12 protein-coding genes are annotated in these 17282 nt (G+C 70.3%); 7 read left to right on the top strand and 5 right to left on the bottom strand.

Annotated elements, in window-relative coordinates; translation table 11 throughout:
• Positions 1–101: 101 nt before the first annotated feature.
• The gene (locus ABT085_RS14145) at positions 102–2768 is read left to right on the top strand and encodes a heavy metal translocating P-type ATPase (protein WP_351606156.1); all 2667 of its coding nucleotides are present in this window, start codon (positions 102–104) and stop codon (positions 2766–2768) included.
• A 60-nt stretch (positions 2769–2828) separates the two neighbouring features.
• Here ABT085_RS14145 and ABT085_RS14140 read toward each other — a convergent pair whose 3' ends face one another.
• Positions 2829–3431 (bottom strand): TetR/AcrR family transcriptional regulator, encoded by a 603-nt coding sequence (locus tag ABT085_RS14140; protein ID WP_351606153.1) that lies wholly within the window; start codon positions 3429–3431, stop codon positions 2829–2831.
• Positions 3432–3554: 123 nt separating this feature from the next.
• Here ABT085_RS14140 and ABT085_RS14135 point away from each other — a divergent pair, with 123 nt between their 5' ends.
• On the top strand, positions 3555–4223 hold the full coding sequence (locus tag ABT085_RS14135) for a DUF2218 domain-containing protein (RefSeq protein ID WP_351606151.1): 669 nt from the start codon (positions 3555–3557) through the stop codon (positions 4221–4223).
• Positions 4224–4333: 110 nt separating this feature from the next.
• On the opposite strand, the gene ABT085_RS14130 is transcribed toward ABT085_RS14135, so the two are convergent.
• Complete coding sequence (locus ABT085_RS14130; protein ID WP_351606148.1) at positions 4334–5002, bottom strand: DUF305 domain-containing protein; 669 nt, start codon at positions 5000–5002, stop codon at positions 4334–4336.
• Positions 5003–5106: 104 nt separating this feature from the next.
• Positions 5107–5556 (bottom strand): DUF6153 family protein, encoded by a 450-nt coding sequence (locus tag ABT085_RS14125; RefSeq protein WP_351606145.1) that lies wholly within the window; start codon positions 5554–5556, stop codon positions 5107–5109.
• A gap of 341 nt (positions 5557–5897) precedes the next feature.
• Here ABT085_RS14125 and ABT085_RS14120 point away from each other — a divergent pair, with 341 nt between their 5' ends.
• From ABT085_RS14120 to ABT085_RS14110, 3 genes are read left to right on the top strand one after another with little or no spacing between them, the layout of a single operon-like run.
• Entirely contained in the window at positions 5898–6260 is a 363-nt protein-coding gene (locus tag ABT085_RS14120; protein WP_351606188.1) for a MarR family winged helix-turn-helix transcriptional regulator, read from the top strand.
• Positions 6257–7690, top strand: a complete 1434-nt coding sequence (locus ABT085_RS14115; RefSeq protein ID WP_351606142.1) for an MFS transporter — start codon at positions 6257–6259, stop codon at positions 7688–7690. Before ABT085_RS14120 ends, ABT085_RS14115 begins: the two co-directional genes overlap by 4 nt.
• Positions 7691–7723: 33 nt before the next feature.
• Positions 7724–8017, top strand: coding sequence for a DUF1330 domain-containing protein (locus tag ABT085_RS14110; protein ID WP_351606139.1), 294 nt, complete (start codon positions 7724–7726; stop codon positions 8015–8017).
• Positions 8018–8179: 162 nt separating this feature from the next.
• Here the strand turns inward: ABT085_RS14110 and ABT085_RS14105 are convergent, their stop codons facing one another.
• Positions 8180–9130 carry an RNA-binding protein gene (locus tag ABT085_RS14105; protein WP_351606137.1) on the bottom strand — a complete coding sequence of 317 codons (951 nt, stop codon included), beginning with the start codon at positions 9128–9130 and terminating at the stop codon, positions 8180–8182.
• 299 nt (positions 9131–9429) lie between these two features.
• Here ABT085_RS14105 and ABT085_RS14100 point away from each other — a divergent pair, with 299 nt between their 5' ends.
• On the top strand, positions 9430–10398 hold the full coding sequence (locus ABT085_RS14100; protein ID WP_351606185.1) for a DNA polymerase Y family protein: 969 nt from the start codon (positions 9430–9432) through the stop codon (positions 10396–10398).
• Positions 10399–10655: 257 nt separating this feature from the next.
• Here the strand turns inward: ABT085_RS14100 and ABT085_RS14095 are convergent, their stop codons facing one another.
• Positions 10656–12917 (bottom strand): tetratricopeptide repeat protein, encoded by a 2262-nt coding sequence (locus tag ABT085_RS14095; protein WP_351606134.1) that lies wholly within the window; start codon positions 12915–12917, stop codon positions 10656–10658.
• Between the two features lie 700 nt (positions 12918–13617).
• On the opposite strand from ABT085_RS14095, the gene ABT085_RS14090 reads away from it, so the two are divergent.
• Complete coding sequence (locus tag ABT085_RS14090) at positions 13618–17163, top strand: ThuA domain-containing protein (protein WP_351606131.1); 3546 nt, start codon at positions 13618–13620, stop codon at positions 17161–17163.
• Positions 17164–17282: the final 119 nt, after the last annotated feature.

The following is a 17282-nucleotide window of genomic DNA, read 5'->3' as shown; positions in this document are numbered from 1 at the left end:
CCACCGGCTGAAGCCGGGCACGGGATGCGTGCCCGCGAGCACGCATCACACGGATCGGGCGCAGGCTGGAGAGGGGGAGCGGCAAGGGAGGCGAGCTGCCCATGGGTGCCCTCGACATCACCGTCGTCCTGGTAGCGGCCGTACTGATCGGCGCGCTGGGCTGGTACTTCTTCGGCCCGCGCCGTGCGGGTGCCGCCCGGCTGGAAGGCGGGGTACAGCGAGTGGACGTGACGGTCCGGGGCGGCTACAGCCCCGATCTGATCAAGGTCCGCCAGGGCATGCCGGTGGAGCTGGTCTTCGACCGGCAGGAAGCCGGCGAATGCACCTCCCGCGTGGTCTTCCCCGACCTGAAGGTCGGTGCGGGTCTGCCCGCCCACACCCGTACCACCGTGCGGCTGCACCCGGACCGGCCGGGCTCCTTCGACTTCGCCTGCGGGATGAACATGATCCACGGCACGCTGCTGGTCGAACCCGCGGACGACGCGACAGCACCCACGCCGGACGCGCGTGCCGCGGCTGCCGCACCTCCGCCCGCTCCTTCTGCTGCCACGGGTGCTGCCACGGGCGGGCCGTCGGCGGGTGAGGAGCGCACGGCGGCCGAGTCGGAGTCCGCGGACGCCGCCGAGCGGCAGGCGGAGATCAAGGACCTCACCCGAAGGGTCGCGGTGGGCGCCGTGCTCACCGCTCCGGTGCTGTTCGCGGTGATGGCGCACGAACTGTTCGGCGCCGCATGGGTGCCCGGCTGGATGCTCGACCACCGGGTGCAGCTGGCGCTGATCACGCCGGTGATGTTCTACACCGGGTGGCCGATCCACGTGACGGGCTGGCTGACCCTGCGCCACCGGGCCGCCGACATGAACTCCCTGATCACTCTCGGTACGTCGGCGGCCTACGGTTACAGCCTCCTGGTCACCCTCGCTCCCGGGCTGCTGCCGAAGGACGTACGGGAGGTCTATTTCGAGGCCGTCGGTGTCATCCTGACCCTGATCCTGCTCGGGCGGCTGATGGAAGCCCGGGCGAAGGCCGGCACCGGCGAGGCCATCCGCGCCCTGCTGGGCCTGCAGGCGCGCACCGCACACGTCGTACGGGACGGAACCGAGAGCGAGGTCCCCATCGAGGACGTCGTGGTCGGCGACGAGCTCGTCATCCGGCCGGGCGAGAAGATTCCGGTGGACGCCGCGGTCCTGGCCGGCTCCTCCGCGGTCGACGAATCCATGGTCACCGGCGAGCCGATGCCTGTCACCAAGCACACGGGGGACATGGTCATCGGCGCCACCGTCAACGGCACCGGGTCCCTGCGGGTGCGGGCCGCCAAGGTCGGCGCCGACACCATGCTCGCCCAGATCGTCCGCCTGGTGCAGCAGGCCCAGGCCTCCAAGGCCCCCATCCAGCGCCTCGCCGACGCGGTGTCCGCGTACTTCGTGCCCGTGGTGATCGCGGTCGCGATCGGCACCTTCGCGCTCTGGTTCACCCTGGGCCCCGCACCCGCGCTGACCCTGGCGCTCGTCTCCGCGGTCGCCGTGCTGATCATCGCCTGCCCGTGCGCACTGGGTCTGGCCACACCGCTGTCGGTGATGGTCGGCACCGGCAAGGGCGCACAGGCCGGCATCCTGATCCGCTCGGCCGAAGCCCTGGAGACAGCGCACAAGCTGGACACCGTCGTACTGGACAAGACCGGCACGGTGACCGCGGGCAAGCCCGTCCTGACCGACGTCCACCCGGCCGGTGGATTCGACGAGACCGCCCTGCTGCGGCTGGTGGCCGCAGCCGAGGCGGACAGCGAGCATCCGCTCGCGCAGGCCATCGTCACCGGCGCGCGCGACCGCGGTCACCACCCGGTCGCGGCGACCGGCTTCGACTCGGTCACCGGCAAGGGCGTCCAAGCCACCGTCGAAGGGCACGCCGTGCTGGTCGGCACGGCCCGGCTGCTGGACGACGTAGGCATCGACACCACCGCCCTGGCCCCCGTCGCCGCTGATCTGTCGGCCGAGGGCAGGACTCCCGTCCTCGCCGCGGTGGACCGACGGCCCGCCGGTGTGCTCGCGGTGGCCGACACCGTCAAGGAGGACTCCGCGGCCGCCATCGCGGCCCTGCAGCAGATGGATGTCGACGTCGTCATGCTCACCGGGGACAACGCCCGCACCGCCGCCGCGATCGCCGCCCAGGTCGGCATTGGACGGGTGCTGGCCGAGGTGCTGCCCGAGCACAAGGCCGACGAGATCCGGCGTCTGCAGGGCGAGGGCCGGACCGTCGGCATGGTCGGCGACGGCATCAACGACGCCCCCGCCCTGGCTGCTGCCGACGTCGGCCTGGCCATCGGTACCGGCACCGACGTCGCCATCGAAGCCGCCGACATCACCTTGATCTCCGGCTCGCTCGGCGGGGTCGTCACCGCGATCCGGCTCTCGCGGGCCACGATGCGCAACATCCGGCAGAACCTGTTCTTCGCCCTGGTCTACAACGCCGTCGGCATTCCCCTCGCCGCCGGCGCGCTGTATCCGCTCTGGGGCATCCGGCTCAGCCCGATCATCGCCGCGGCAGCCATGGCACTCAGCTCGCTGTCGGTCGTCACCAACTCCTCCCGGCTGCGCCGCTGGCACGCCCAGCCGCTGCCCGGCATCCGGCCCGCTCGCGTCCAGCCTCGGGTCGAGTCCGCCGCCGACGACCGGACCCCGGCCGCCGGGAGTACAGCCGTCTCGACAGGCACTGAGTCCGCGGGCACTGAGCACGATGACCCGGCTTCCCGGACCGACGACGATCATCGATGACCGCCGCAGCCACCCCTCACGGGCCGCGCGTTCAAGCGTCCGCTCGCATCGGCTGTGCTGTCAGTGATGGCTCGCGGGTCGGCTGCTCTCCCCATGCGTCGGCCGGAGCCCGGAGAGGGTGACGTCGACGAGACGGTGCACGGCTGCCTCCGATGACTGCCGCCCTGCGGCGGACAGGGCGTGCAGGCAGTAGTCGGCCAGCTCGCCCGGGGAGACGTCGTCGCGGACCGCGCCCGCCTTGCCGGCTTCGGCGATGACTTCGCGCACCAGATGGTGCAGCTGCTGCTGAGCCTCGATGACGTGCTGGTCCCGGTGGACGAAAGCGGCGACCTCTCCGTCCTGGGGCCGCTGGTACGTGATGTGGGCGTACCCGCGCAGCACCGCTTCGAGCCGGGCCACGGGCCCGCCCGCGTGGTCCCGGGCCCGGGACAGCCGGCTCAGGTGGGCTGCGACGTGACGCTCGTGCCAGGTGATCAGGATCGACTGGACGTCCGGGAAGTACTTGTACAGCGTCGCGCGCCCGATCCCGGCCTCCTTCGCGATCTGCGACATCGTCACCGACGCCAGACCGTGCTCGCCCACGAGCGCGACGGTCTTCTCCATGACGGCGTCCTGCACGGCGCGGCGATGCGCGTCCATCGTCTCGTCCCACAGCTTCGGCATGGCTCAAGCATACGTAACGACGAGGTCGAGACGCTGTGTCTTGACAGAGACAAAGTGTCTCGATAATTCTGGGCAGCCCGACCCGCCTGTGACGCAGGGCCCGTACCGGAGAAAGGAACGGTCATGCCGACCGCAGAAACCCGCCTCGCGACCGACCGCGCGAGCCGCTACCTCGTCCAGCTCTGCCGCCATCTGAGCCGGATGCCGCGCATGAGCCACCGTCCGCCCGGCGACCACGGCGAGGGCGGGACGCGGCCCGAGGTGAGGCACGTCGAGTTCACGGACACCCACGGCACCGTCCGCTTCGCCGACGGCCTGTGGACCCTGGACGCCACAGCGGACGCGCTCACACTGCGCGTCGACGCCGACGACGAGGAGGTACTGCGGCGCCTCCAGGACGCGATCGCCGCACGGATCGAGAAGATCGGCCGACGCGACGCACTGCAGGTGATCTGGCAGCGAGCCGTGCCCGACACCCCGTCGCAGGCCGAGTGCAACGAGCACCGCGACACCGACGGCCGGGGCGTGGGCCGTAGCAGGCGGGCAATCACCCTGGGCCTCGTGGCGGGCGGGGCAGTGGTCGTCGCGGTGCACCTCGGGATCGGCCGCGCGGCACTGGCCGACGCGAAATGGACCGGCTGGGCCGCCGGCGCCGTCCTGGCCCTCGTCCTGGTGAAGCTGCTGCTCCTGGGCGGCCACCTGCTGCTCGGACGCACCGCGCTGCGCCACGGCATCGCGTTCCGGCATCGTAGAAAGCGGTACGAGCGGACCGGCGCCGACGTCACAGGCTGAGCGCCGCACATGACCGGCGCGCGCTCGGCTCGGCGGATTCGAGCGAGACCTCTCGGGCTCGGGGCGGCTGCCCGGCAACCGCCCCGGGCCCGGCCCGGCTGACCGCTCGGCTACCTGCCGAGCATCTTGTTCATGCCGGTGATCTCGGACGACTGCGAGGTGACGATCGACTTCGCCATCGTCATGGCGGGACCGTAGGCGCCCTTGGCCTGCTCGGTCTTCGCCATCGCGATCGCACCCTCGTGATGGCTGACCATCATCTGGAGGAACGCCTTGTCGAAGGCGTCACCGGACAGACCCTTCAGCTTGTCCATGTCGTCGCCCGACATCATGCCCGGCATCTCGGAATCGGAATGGTCCATGCCCGGCATGCTCTCCATGCCGGACATGGCGGCGGCCGGGACCTTCGCATCCCAGGCCTTCAGCCAGCCGGACATGGTGTCGATCTCCGGATCCTGCGCCTGCTCGATCTTTGCGGCCAGGTCCTTCACCTGCTGGGACTTCGCCCGCGAAGCGGCCAGGTCGGCCATGGCCACGGCCTGCCGGTGGTGGGGGATCATCCCCTGGGCGAACGACACGTCCTGCGCGTTGTGGCTGCCCTGCGCGGCGGAAGCGGTGTCCGAGGCGCCGGCAGCGGACGTCGCTCCCGTGTCGTGGCCGGTGTGACCCGACGGCGAGGAGGAGGAATCGCTGCTGCCGCAGGCGGCCAGCACCACTGCTGCGGTGACGGTGGCGGCCAGGGCCGCAGTCCGGCGGAGGAGGGAACGGCGAGATGCCATGAGAGGTACAACTCCTTGAAGTGCCCGCGCCCATGCGCGGGAGGAAACGGATGCATGCAGGCCGGAGCACGTCACCCCGTCAGGAGGGTGCCGTGCGGGAGCCTCTAGATCCGCAGGAGTTGCAACTCGGAAAGGTCGGGCGGTGCGCGGCCGTCAACCGACCCGGCAGCCGTGCCGCCGCCGACGGCCGCGGCAGCTTCGACCGGAACAGCCAGACCGGGCATCAAGGCGGGCGGCACATAAGCGGTGGACGTACCGCCTGCCGCGCATGTCCCGCCGGCGTGGTCCATGGCCATGCCGCTGTCGCCCGCATCGGACAGATGCCGGCAGTCCGCACCGGCGACATGGACAGGCGCAGGGCTGTGCCCGGGGGACTCGGCCGACATCATCACGTCGTGTTGCCCCGCGGCCGGCATACCGGTGGGCGACAGGGCATGCATGCCCAGCACCCCCGCGACCAGGGCCAGGACCAGCCACATCCAGCGCACGGAACTCGCCCCGGAACCGGTGCGGGCGCTGGAGATCATGGGGTCATCGTAGAGGGCTTCCTCCACATCGGCAGCCGAACACCCTGCCGAGTGCCTCATCCCACACGGCCCTTGTCCAACGAGCCGATGCTTGCAATCCGTCGCGCCGGTCCGCCATGCATCGATGTGGGCGACTGCGGTTCTTGAGCCGAAACGCGGGCCGCCATTCCATCGCCGGGCACTGAGGCGGCACCGGCCCCCAGCGGTCGAGGCCGCCCGCGCCGGTCGACCATTTACATAAACTGTGAATATAAAAATGCTATGCTTCGACCATGAGTCGTCAAGACATCGCTCCTGGCGCGTCCGCCGCCATCGGGGCAGCCCTCTACGGCCTGGCCACCAGGGCCGCGAGACGCCTGCCCCGGGACATGAGCCTGACGTCCGCCGCCACCCTGGCCACCCTGGACCGGACCGGCCCGAGGCGTATCACCGATCTGGCCGCGGTCGAGGGCGTCACCCAGCCCGCGATGACCGCCCTGGTCCGGGTGATGGAGGAGTCCGGCCTGGTCGAGCGGCGGGGCGACGCGTCCGACAAGCGGGTCACGCTGGTGTGCCTGACCGGGGCCGGCGCCTCCTATGTCCAGACGCGGCGCCAGGCGGGCGTCCACGCGTTCGAGCGGTTGATCGGCGAGCTCACCGGCGACGAGGTCGAGGCGCTGATGGCGGCCCTTCCGGCGCTGAAGCATCTGGCAGAGCTCGAAAGCCAGGACCGTGAAGGGCCGAAGCGGTGACCGGGCGGCCGGTCGGCGGGGTCGCGGTGAAGGCGTTCCCGGTGGCGCGTTCCGAGGCGCGGCTGCTGGTCCCCGCCCTGATGTTCATCGCTCTGGTCGTGGCGGCGGTTGCCAGCCTCGGGGCGCCGCTCATCACCAGCGTGGCGACCTCGTTCCACGTCTCGCTCGGCAGCGCGCAGTGGACGCTGACCGTCGCGCTGCTCAGCGGTGCCGTCGCCACGCCGGTCCTGGGCCGGCTCGGAGCGGGCCCGCACCGGCGGGCCACGATCCTCGCCACGCTGGCGGTCGTCGTCGCCGGTAGCGCGCTCACCGTGCTGCCGCTGCCGTTCGCGTGGCTGCTGGCCGGCAGGACGGCCCAGGGCGTCGGACTCGGGCTGACGGCGCTGATGATGGGTGTGGCCCGGGACCACCTCCCCGAGGAGCGCAGCGCGGCCGTGATCGCCCTGATCTCGGTGGTTTCGATCATCGGGGTCGGCGTCGGCTACCCGCTGGCCGCACTGCTCGCCGAGCTCGGCGGGGTACGGGCCGCCTACGGCCTCGGCCTGGTCGTCACCGCCGCCGCCCTCCTGACCGCGTGGCGCTCCATGCCCGAAGCCCCCGAAGGCCGCTTCGCCCACGTGGACGTGGCAGGCGCGGTCGTCCTGGCCGCTGCGCTGTTGCTGATGCTGTTCCTCGCCGGCGAACGGAATCTGTGGAGCCGGCATCTCGCCGTGGCGACGGGCCTCGCCGTCGTCGCGGTGGTGCTGCTCTGCGTCTGGGCCGTCATCGAGCTGCGCAGCACGACGCCCCTGGTCGATGTGCGGGCGGTGCGGCACCCGGCGGTCGCCGGGGCGAACCTCGCCATGTTCGTCGGCGGGATCGGCATGTACCTCCTGCTCACGCTCATCACCCGGTACGCGCAGACGCCGCCCGGCGCCGGCTACGGCTTCGGGCTGACGACCTTCGCTGCCGGGCTGGTCCTCATCCCGTTCTCGGTGCTGGGGTTCGTCGCCGGCAAGCTCACGCCGCGGGTCCGGACGCGGATCACCGACCCCCTGCTCCTGGCCGGCAGCGCTGTCGTGGTCGGCGGCGGGTTCGCCCTGTTCGCGGTGGCCCGGTCGGACCTGGCTGAACTGTTCGCGGCGATGGGCGTGCTCGGCTTCGGCGTCGGCGGCTTCTCGGCCGCGATGCCCGGCGTCGTCCTGGCCGTCACACCCAAGAGCGAGACGTCGAGCGCCATGAGCTTCAATTACGTCGTCCGCAGCGTCGGGTACTCCCTGGGCAGCGCCATCGGCGGCCTGATCCTCGCCGCGGGCACCGGCCCCGGCCACCTCCTCCCCGACGACAGCGCCTACACCACCGCGGCGCTGGTCGGCATCGGCGCCATGGCGATCACGACGCTGACAAGCCTCGCTCTCGCCCGCCGGCGCTTGTCCGAGACCAACCCGTAAGTCAGATGCACTCACCCCGACACTGGAGGTCCCATGCCCAAGGGCTACTGGGTCAGCGCCTACCGCACCATTTCAGACCCTGAGAAGCTGGCTGCTTACAACAAGCTGGCCGGTCCGGCCGTCAAGGCCGGGGGCGGTCGGGTCCTCGCCCGTGGCAGTCGGGTCGTGGCGCATGACGCAGGAATCGCCGAGCGCACCGTCCTGGTCGAGTTCGACAGCTTCGAGCAGGCCGTCGCGGCGCACGAGAGTGCGGCCTACCAGGAGGCGCTGGTCGCCCTCTCCGACGGCGTCGAGCGCGACTTCCGCATCGTCGAAGGCATCGACTGACCGAGGTCCAGCCGGATCTTCACTGAAGCAGACGTTGCCCTTCCAGCGGCTCGAAGCCGTGGTGGCGGCCGGTCGGCACCATGAACTGCAGCCCCGGCCGCTGCCCCTGCCTCGCCCTCCAGGTGAACCCGCGAACCGGCGACGAGGACATGGAGAACCAGGTCACCACCTGGCGCGCAGCACGCCGTCACTGTCAGGTAGAGCAACGTTGAACAGTGGGTGGCGCTCGTCGACGGCCAGAGGCAGGGAGCAGGCCGCCCTCGCGCCTGCCGCCAAAGTGGTGAGCTGTTGGTGATGGGTCTCGTCGACGGTCACATGGCGGATCGTTCCGTTCGCCGCCTCCCAGACGAAGTCCACGGATTCGTCCTCGGGCAGCGCGGCAAGGACCGCATCGACATCAGGGGTGAGGTCGGGCCAGATGGTCAGGAGCGCTCGTTGGCCGAGCACGGCGCGGACGGTATCGAGATTGTTCTCGGTGAGACGGTGCCAGCGGGTGGCGTTGCGAAGGTAGGCCTCCTCCAGGAGGAGCGTCTGCGGCGCGGCCAGTTCTGCGCGTACGCGTTCCCAGAACTCCTCGTCCGCGGCCTGTGTCACCTCTCGTTCCTCAAGGTCTGCCGCGTAGGGCGACGCCGTGATCGGTTCCGCAAACAGGCCGAGCTCGCGGGTCCGGGCGACGGCTGCTTCACAAGGCTGGTTGCTGCCGACGTACGCGTACTGATCCCACCCGACGTGCACGGTGAACGCGTCCTGCTGCTCCAGCCGGCACCAGGCGCCCTGGTCTCGGAGCATGGCCCGGACCAACTCCAGCGCGACCGGCACTGAGACCTCGGCACCGTCGTAGTAGCCGGTGAGGTCGGACGGGAACAGCCCAGCTAGGCCGTGCCCGTCAACCGGCGCCTCCAGGCCGAAGTGAACGGAGCCGGCCACCTCCGGTTCACGGATCTCCAGCCGGTCAACGCCCGACTCCTGCGCGAAGGCGGCGATCGCCTCCAAGTAGGCCGCTTCGACCGGCCCGTGGTCGCTCACCGTGTCGTCAGCGCCGTTGTAGTGCCCACACTCATCGCGGTCGGCGGGGTTGTACTTGGTTATCCGGTGGGCGAAGGACGGCGGCACGCTGCTCCCTGGACTGTTGGAAGGGGGAGGGGGATGTCAGCGTAGTTCGTGACAACGGCCTGCCGGGTGCCTGCCGCGACCTCCCCCGTCACCCCTCCCGGCAGGAGCGCATACTCCTGTCCGCCGCTGTCACCGCAGCCCGGGCTTTCGAGCTGACATCTGCTCGCAAACTGTCGTGCTCCGTCACAACGGGGGATCTGCTTCACCATCTCGCGTGTTCGAATTTTAGTTCGATAACGTGAGTGGAGGAGGTGGATGCCGTGGAGACGGAGACGGGAGTGCGGCAGGTGGCGAGCGTGATGCATGTGCGCTGCCCGGACCGGCTGGGGGAGGACCTCTACCGGCAGGTCCTCGAGCTGATGGCGGAGCTGTCGCCGGTGGTGCAGGCGCTGCCCCCGACCGCGGCCCTCGTGGAGCTGAAGGGCGCGCTGCGCTACCACGGTGTGGACGCCGTCCGGCTGGGCGAGGTGCTGCGGGTGCGGACGATTTCACGCCTCGGCGTCGACATCCGGGTCGGGATCGGTCCGACCATCACCGTCGCGGCCACGGCCTCCGGCCGGATCACCGGGCCGGGCGGCGTCCTCGCCGTCACCCCCGGCCAGGTCACGCAGTGGCTCGGACCGCTGCCGGTCCAGGCCCTGCACGGCATCGGCCCCCGCCAGGCCGAGATCCTGCGCGACTACGGCGTCCACTGCGTCGGCCTGCTCGCCGCGCTCCCGCCCGCCACCGTCCAGCGCCTCCTGGGCGGCCGGGCCGGACGGCAGGCCGCCGACCGGGCCCGCGGCATCGACCCCCGCCCTGTCACCCCGCGCGCCCTGCCCGCCACCGCGAGCGTCCACCGCGCCTTCCCCCGGCACGCCCTGGACGGCGCCGCCGTCCGCGCCGCCCTTCTCGACGCGGTCGTCACCCTCGCCCTCCAGTTGCGCCGCCGCGGTCAGGCGGCCCGCGCTCTGACCCTGACCCTGCGCTTCGCCGGCGGCGCCACCTGGGACAAGACCCGCCGCCTCACCGAGGCGTCCGCGCACGAGGACGACCTGCGCACGATGGCATACCGGCTCATCGACGCGGCGGGCCTGCAACGCGGCCGGATCACCGCCATCACCCTGAAAGCCGAAGATCTCGTCGCCGCCGGACAGGTCGCCGAACAGATCAGCCTCGACCAGGCACGCGAAGCCCGCCTCGCCGCCGAAGAAGTCAGCGACCGCATCCGCGCCAGATTCGGCCCCGACGCCATCCGCCCCGCCACCACCCTCCTGCGAGTCGGCTGACGGTCCCGCCTCCCAGCGGGCCGGCCAGGGCTCCCGTGGCAGGCATGCCGCGCCACTCCGGTCGTACGCTATGATTGATCTTGAGCTGGTCGGCGGAAGTCGTACCGGTGGGTGATGCGTTGGTGGTCCAAGGAAAGACGCCCCGCTTCCTGCGGGGAAATGCAGGTGCAAGGCCTGCCCGGCGCTCTGTGAAGACCCTGTCCCGTTCCGCGGGGCAGGGTCTTTTCCGTCGCCCGGACCTACGGAAAACTACGGAACTACTGGTCGGCGATGACGGACCGCGCCTGGTGGTGCCGGCGATAGAGGTGCTGGTGGGTCGCCCAGGTGTGGGGGTGGTTCAGACCGAACACCCGCATCATGTCCGGCAGCAGGTCGGCGAAGGCGGCTGCCGCGCCTACGGCATCTCCCGTGTCGCCGAGCAGTGAGGCGAGGTTGTAACGGCTGGTGAGGGTGTCAGGGTGGTCCTCGCCGAGGACCCGGACCAGGTCCGGCAGCAGGTCGGTCATCGCGGCGGCGGCGCCCCTCGCATCTCCGGCCTCCCCTGTCCAGCGTGCGAGGTTGCGGCGGGTGCCGAGGACGTCGGGGTGGTCTTCGCCGAGCACGCGCACCACGTGGGGCAGCAGATCGGCGAAGTCGGCGGCGGCCCCGGCGGCATCCCCTGAGCGGCCCCGGAACAGGGCGAGTTGATGACGGGTGGCGAAGGTGCCGGGATGGTCTTCGCCGTACAGGTGTCTGACATGCGGTAGCAGGTCGGCCAGCGCCGCGGCGGCTCCGGCGGCGTCCCCGGCTCGGCCCTGCCACGTGGCGAGACTGTGTCGCACGCCGAGCGTGTCGGAGTGGGCTGGACCGAGGACCCGTTCGGAGTCGAGCAGCAGATCAGCCATCGCCGCAGCCGCTCCCGCCGGGTCCCCCGCCTCGCCCCGCCAGCTCGCAAGTTCGTGGCGAGTGGCGAGGGTGTTGCGGTGGTCTTCGCCGAGTGTGCGCACCACGTGCGGCAGCAAGTCGGCCATCTCGGCAGCTGCTCCTGCCGCGTCTCCTGCTTCCCCTCGCCACCGCGCGAGTTGATGGCGTGTGCCCAGGGTTTCGGAGTGGTCCTCACCAAGGAGCCGTACGACATCGGGCAGCAACTCGGTGAAACCCGCGACGGCGCCGGCGACGTCTCCCGCCGACCCCTGCCATTCGGCGAGTTCGTACCGGGCCAGCAGAGTGTCGGGGTGGTCGGCGCCCAGGCGGGCGGAGGTGGAGTCGCACAGGCGACGGAAATGCTCGCATGCGGCGCCGACTTGCCCGGCCGCGCCGAGACTGCGGCCGATGCGATAGAGCACGGCATGAGCGTCGGGCTCGTACAGAGCGTCTTCTGCGCAGCGGGCGACAGCGGTGGCATTGGCACGCAGAGCCTGGGCCTGGGCGGCGTCGTTCTCGGTCTCGGGCCAGATGGCGCGCAGCGCGTCTGCGGCCGTACGGGCGCACCGGTCGGACACGAGGGTTTCGTGGTCGGACACGAGGGTCTCGCGGACGGCGCGTTGGACGAGTCGGTGCACGTGGACCGCATGGTGGGGCGTGTCGGGCCTGTGGTCGACCAGGCTGAGACGGTGCAGCGTTCGCAGGGCGAGCCGCGCCTGTTCGCGTGTGACCGGTACCGGTTCCCGGCCGGTGGCGGGGCTCGCGGACACGGAGAGGTGAGCCAGGGCAGGGGGGCTGGTCAAGAGGGGTTCGGGGATGCCGTTGGGAGCCAGGAAAGAGGCCAGTTGGAGAAGTGGGCGGGCAAGTCCGGCCGGGCGCACGCTGTCGGCGTGCTCGATGGACAGGGCCCAGGCCGCGGCCATGGTGTGCCTTTGATCATCCGGCAGGGTGTCCGGGGCCGCGTCGGCCAGTGAGGAGGTGCGGTCTGCCAGCAGCGTCCGGTAGACCTCGCAGCTGATGTCGACGTCGACGAGGTAGGCGGCGGCTTGCGACAGGGCCAGCGGCAGGCGACCCAGATCGTCTGCGAGCGCGGCGAGTTGTACGTCGGGCTCGCGTCGGCCCCGGGCGGACAGCGCCGTGGTGAGGTAGGTGACGGACTCTGCCTCGGTGAACAGGCCGATCTTGACCAGTCGGCGGTCCGGGCCGGTGAGGAGGGCATCCTGGCGACGAGTGGTGACCAGCGTGCGGCCTGAAGGGCTGAGCGGCGGCCACCAGCCAGTCAGATCCCCGGGGTCGACCACATCGTCGAGTACGATCACCCACCTGCACGGCCGTTGGCCGGACTTGGGCTCCAGCCAGGCGACGAACGCCCTCGCCGCAGCCTCCGGGTCGGCAGCCTCGGCGCCGAGGACCTCGACACCAGCCCGCGCATACGCAGCCACCACCGCCTCGGCGTCACTCGCCGCGACCCAGACCAGCAGATCCAGGTCCCCGGTCTTCCACGCGGTACGCACATAGTCCGCGGCCAGCTGTGTCTTGCCGACGCCGCCCATGCCGGACAGCACCTGCTGGGGGACGCCGGCCGGCTCCACGGCCTCGCTGATCGACGGTGTCAACGCCTCGCGAAGCCGAACGATCTCGGCCCGGCTCTGAAAGCAGTGCGCGCGTGTCGGAATCACCCCGACCTGATGCGGCCAGACAGCCGGCGCCCGCGTCTGCCTGTGCTGCTGCGCGATACCGACGACGGGGCCATGGAACGTGGCCCCCCGGAAATCGACCCAGTCGCCGGCGATCGGAGGAGCCCCCGTGGTGCCCTCGAACTGCGGCCCGTGTTCCACCCGTCCGCTCCCATCCAGCCGAAGGTAGCCCCCGAATCTACCTGCTGACAGGCCCTCGATTCCCCCGACGGCCGGACGTGCAGAGATCGTCGGCTGGGCAACGGCGTTCCTCTTGCCACCGGCTGACTTTTGTTTACCTGGGCAGAAGTTCAGGACCTTTGGGTGAAACTTTCGTGCAACGGACTCTATCTTTGGCGCGATTCGCGGCTATACGATCCCCGCGAGAACTTGGACCGAGCCAGTCGCTCGCCAGCGATCCCGGTGGGCACTGACGCGCAGCTCGGCGTTGTACACGCACCTGCCGTTACGCCGTTACGCCGATACGTCGATACGTCGTCAAGCTGCCCGTCCCGCCCGCACCGCTGCGATCGATCACCTGTCCGTCTCGTTCCGAATATTCCGGCGCATACCACACCCTTCCGGCCGGGCCGTCCCCGCACGACGGTCCGTTGGTCTCGCGTACCCCTGAGGAGGTTCCATGCGCATCGCCCTTCGCCGCCGCCTCACCGTGTTCGGCGCGCTGCTCGCACTCCTGGGCAGCATGCTCATAGGTCTGGCGTCAGCGTCCGTCCCGGCGGCCGCGGCGTCCCCGCCGGACGCCGCGGCGCCGGAGAACTCCGGCAAGCAGTACAGAGTCCTGGTCTTCACGAAATCCGCGGACGCGAACCCGGCGGTCACCGACGCCGGTGTGAGCGCCATAAGACAGCTGGGCGATCAGTTGCGGTTCACGGTCCAAGTGACCGACGACGCCCGCAAGTTCGACAAGGAGCACCTCAAGCAGTACCGCGCCGTCGTCTTCCTCAACACCAGCGGCGACGTGCTGACCACCGCTCAGCAGGGCGCCTTCGAGGCGTACTACCGCGCGGGCGGCGGTTTCGTCGGCATCGGCTCGGCGATCGAGGCCCAGCCCGACTGGACCTTCCTGTCCGACGCCCTCGGCACCCGCGCCACCGGCCGGACCGGTGTGCAGCCCGGCACCATCAAGGTCGCCGACCGCGTCCATGACGCGTCGAAGAAGCTGCCGGAGTACTGGACCCACACCGACGACTGGTACAACTTCAAGTCCAATGTGCGAGGCAAGAGCCATGTCCTCGCCACTGTCGTCGAGGACGCCTTCAAGAAGCAGTCGTGGGGCGGAGATCTCACCGGCATCAGCGGCGGCAAGATGGGCTACGACCACCCGGTCACCTGGTGCAAGGACTGGGAGGGCGGCCGCTCGTTCTACACCGCGCTCGGGAACACCGCCGACAGCTTCGGCGAGAAGGACATGCGCTCCCACCTCGGCGGCGCGATCAAGTGGGCGGCCGGCCAATCCGACCCGGTGTACTCCGACTGCGGCGCGACCGTGCTGTCCAACTACCAGCAGACGGCCGTGGCGGCGCCGCCGAACCTGAACGAGCCGATCGGCTTCGACGTCCTTCCCGACGGCCGGACCCTTCAGACCGACCGCCGCGGCAGCATCCGCCTGCACGACTCCAAGTCGAACAAGACCACCGTGCTGGCCCAGATCCCCGTCTACACCAACAGCGAAGACGGCATGTACGGGCCGGGGATCGACAACGACTTCGAGAGCAATCACTGGGTCTACCTCTACTACGCGCCCCCCACCGTGAAGGACGTGAAGCTGTCGACCGGTGAGGTCGTCACGCAGACCACTCCGACTGCGGACGCGCCGACCACCGGGGCCTCGCCGTCGGTCTGGGATCCCTGGGTCGGGTACTTCCAGCTGTCCCGGTTCAAGTTCGTCGACGCCTCCGGGGACACACCGGCGCACCTCGATGTCGGGTCCGAGCAGGAGATCATGCGGGTCCCGGTCAACCGCGGCGCCTGCTGCCACGTCGCGGGCGACATCGACTTCGACAAGCACGACAACCTGTGGCTGACCACCGGCGACGACACCCCGTCCGGCGGCGGCAACTCCGGGGGTTTCTCTCCCTTCAACGACATGCTGACCACGACCGGGCAGTACAACGCCCCGTTCGTCGACGCCCGCCGCTCGGCGCAGAACACCAATGACCTGCGCGGCAAGGTCCTGCGCATCTCGGTCAAGGACGGCGACATCGCGACCGGCGACCAGAACAAGTTCGGCGGCGCGTACACGGTGCCCTCGGGCAACCTCTTCCCGGTCGGCAAGGACAGGACCCGTCCGGAGGTCTACGCGATGGGCTTCCGCAACCCGTTCCGGATCCAGGTCGACGAGAACGACGTGGCCTACGTGACCGACTACTCGCCCGACTCGCAGACTCCGCAGAACTTCCGCGGGCCTGCCGGCACCGGCCGGATGGAGATCGTGCGCAAGCCGGCGAACTACGGCTGGCCGATGTGCGTGAGCCAGGACCTGCCGTACTACCGCTGGAACTTCAACACCTCGACCCCGCTGGACAGCCCGGCGAAGGCGTTCGAGTGCGACAACCCCGACCGCGGACCGCAGAACGACTCCAGGTGGAACCTCGACGGCGGGCCCAGCGTCGAGCCCGGTCTGGAGTACGCTCCGCCGGTCACCAACCCGGACATCTGGTACTCGTTCACGCCCGAGAACCGGGCCGACAACCCGATCGGTACGCCGTGCGCCGCGTACTACAACGGCTCCGGCGCCACCACCTGCCCGCGGCTGTTCCCCGAGCTGGGCACCGGCGGTGTCGGCCCGCACGGCGCGGCCAAGTACCACTACGACCCGGACAACCCGGACCGGACGAAGCTGCCGCCGTACTACGACAACGCGGTCTTCACCGGTGAGTTCACCCGGGACACCGTCAAGGAGGTCCGCCTGGACTCCAAGAACCGGGTGTTCAAGATCAACGACGTGCTCGACTGCGCCGGAATCAACGCCCAGCGGGTCCCGGACACGAGCAAGCCGTTCGAGTGCGACAACCCGATGGACCTCCAGTTCGACGGAAAGGGGCACTTCTACCTGCTCGCCTACGGCGACGGCTTCTTCAACAGCAACCCCGACGCCGGCCTGTACCGGTGGGACTACGTCAAGGGCCAGCGCGCACCGATCCCGAAGCTCACGGCCACGCCGACGAACGGTTCGGCGCCGCTGAACGTGAACTTCTCCAGCGCCGGTTCGCGCGATCCGGACGCGGCCGACTCGATCCGGTTCGAGTGGGACTTCAACGGTGATGGAGTCGTCGACTCCGTCGACCCCGACCCGCAGTACACGTACACGACACCCGGGCAGTACACGGCGAAGCTGACGGTGACCGACTCCAGCGGCAAGTCCGCCTCGGCGAACACGACCGTCACGGTCGGCAACACCGCGCCCGTGGTGAAGGTCGACTCGCCGGTCGACGGCGGTCTGTTCTCCTTCGGCGACGACATCCCGTTCTCGGTGACGGTCACCGACCCGGAGGACGGCACGATCGACTGCAGCCGCGTCGAGGTGACGTTCGTCCTCGGCCACGACACCCACGGCCACGCGGAGCAGTCCGTCCACGGCTGCACGGGCGTGCTGTCGACCGATCCCGACGATGTGTCCCACGGCGGCAACGTGTTCGGTGTCGTCAGCGCCTCCTACACCGACCGCGGCGGTCCCGGCGGCGTTCCGGCGCTGACGACGGTCACCCAGAACCAGGTCAGGCAGAAGCGCCAGGAGGTCGAGTTCGCCCTGGACCAGTCCGGCACCAACGTCGCCACGACGAACGATTCGGCCGGCGGCAGCCAGCACCGCGGCAGCCTCGGCGACGGCGACTACCTCGCCCTGAACGGACCGTTCGACCTGCACGGCATCGACTCGCTGACGTTCCGGGTGGCGAGCACGTCGACGCAGGTTCCCGCGGGCAGCCCGATGGCCGCCGTCGAGGTCCACCTCGACTCGGTCGACGGGCCGGTTCTCACCACGGCGAACCTCACGTCGACCGGCGCCACAGGGACCTGGGAGAGCCAGAAGTTCCCGATCAGCGACCCGGGCGGCAAGCACAAGGTCTACCTCGTGTTCCGGGCGGTCACGGGCGGCCAGACCGGCGCCAACCTCTTCAACCTCAACTGGGCCGAGTTCGGCGGCCAAGGAGTGAGCGCTTCCTAGCACCATCCCGCGGCCGGGGGGGGGGCCCCCCCCCCGGCGGCCCCCCCCCCCCCCCGCCGGGCACCCCCCCACCCAACAACTAGCGAAAAGGGAGTATAGGAAAAAACCCCACCGCCGCC

Source organism: Streptomyces sp. NPDC002265 (genome assembly GCF_040296125.1).
Lineage (GTDB): Bacteria > Actinomycetota > Actinomycetes > Streptomycetales > Streptomycetaceae > Streptomyces.
This window is presented reverse-complemented; position numbering and strand designations above follow the sequence as displayed.

Bases quoted from the DNA above. Each gene is read 5' to 3' on its own strand.
- ABT085_RS14145 (WP_351606156.1), top strand. From the start codon at position 102: ATGGGTGCCCTCGACATCACCGTCGTCCTGGTAGCGGCCGTACTGATC.
- ABT085_RS14140 (WP_351606153.1), bottom strand. From the start codon at position 3,431: ATGCCGAAGCTGTGGGACGAGACGATGGACGCGCATCGCCGCGCCGTG.
- ABT085_RS14135 (WP_351606151.1), top strand. From the start codon at position 3,555: ATGCCGACCGCAGAAACCCGCCTCGCGACCGACCGCGCGAGCCGCTAC.
- ABT085_RS14130 (WP_351606148.1), bottom strand. From the start codon at position 5,002: ATGGCATCTCGCCGTTCCCTCCTCCGCCGGACTGCGGCCCTGGCCGCC.
- ABT085_RS14120 (WP_351606188.1), top strand. From the start codon at position 5,898: ATGAGCCTGACGTCCGCCGCCACCCTGGCCACCCTGGACCGGACCGGC.
- ABT085_RS14110 (WP_351606139.1), top strand. From the start codon at position 7,724: ATGCCCAAGGGCTACTGGGTCAGCGCCTACCGCACCATTTCAGACCCT.
- ABT085_RS14100 (WP_351606185.1), top strand. From the start codon at position 9,430: ATGCATGTGCGCTGCCCGGACCGGCTGGGGGAGGACCTCTACCGGCAG.
- ABT085_RS14090 (WP_351606131.1), top strand. From the start codon at position 13,618: ATGCGCATCGCCCTTCGCCGCCGCCTCACCGTGTTCGGCGCGCTGCTC.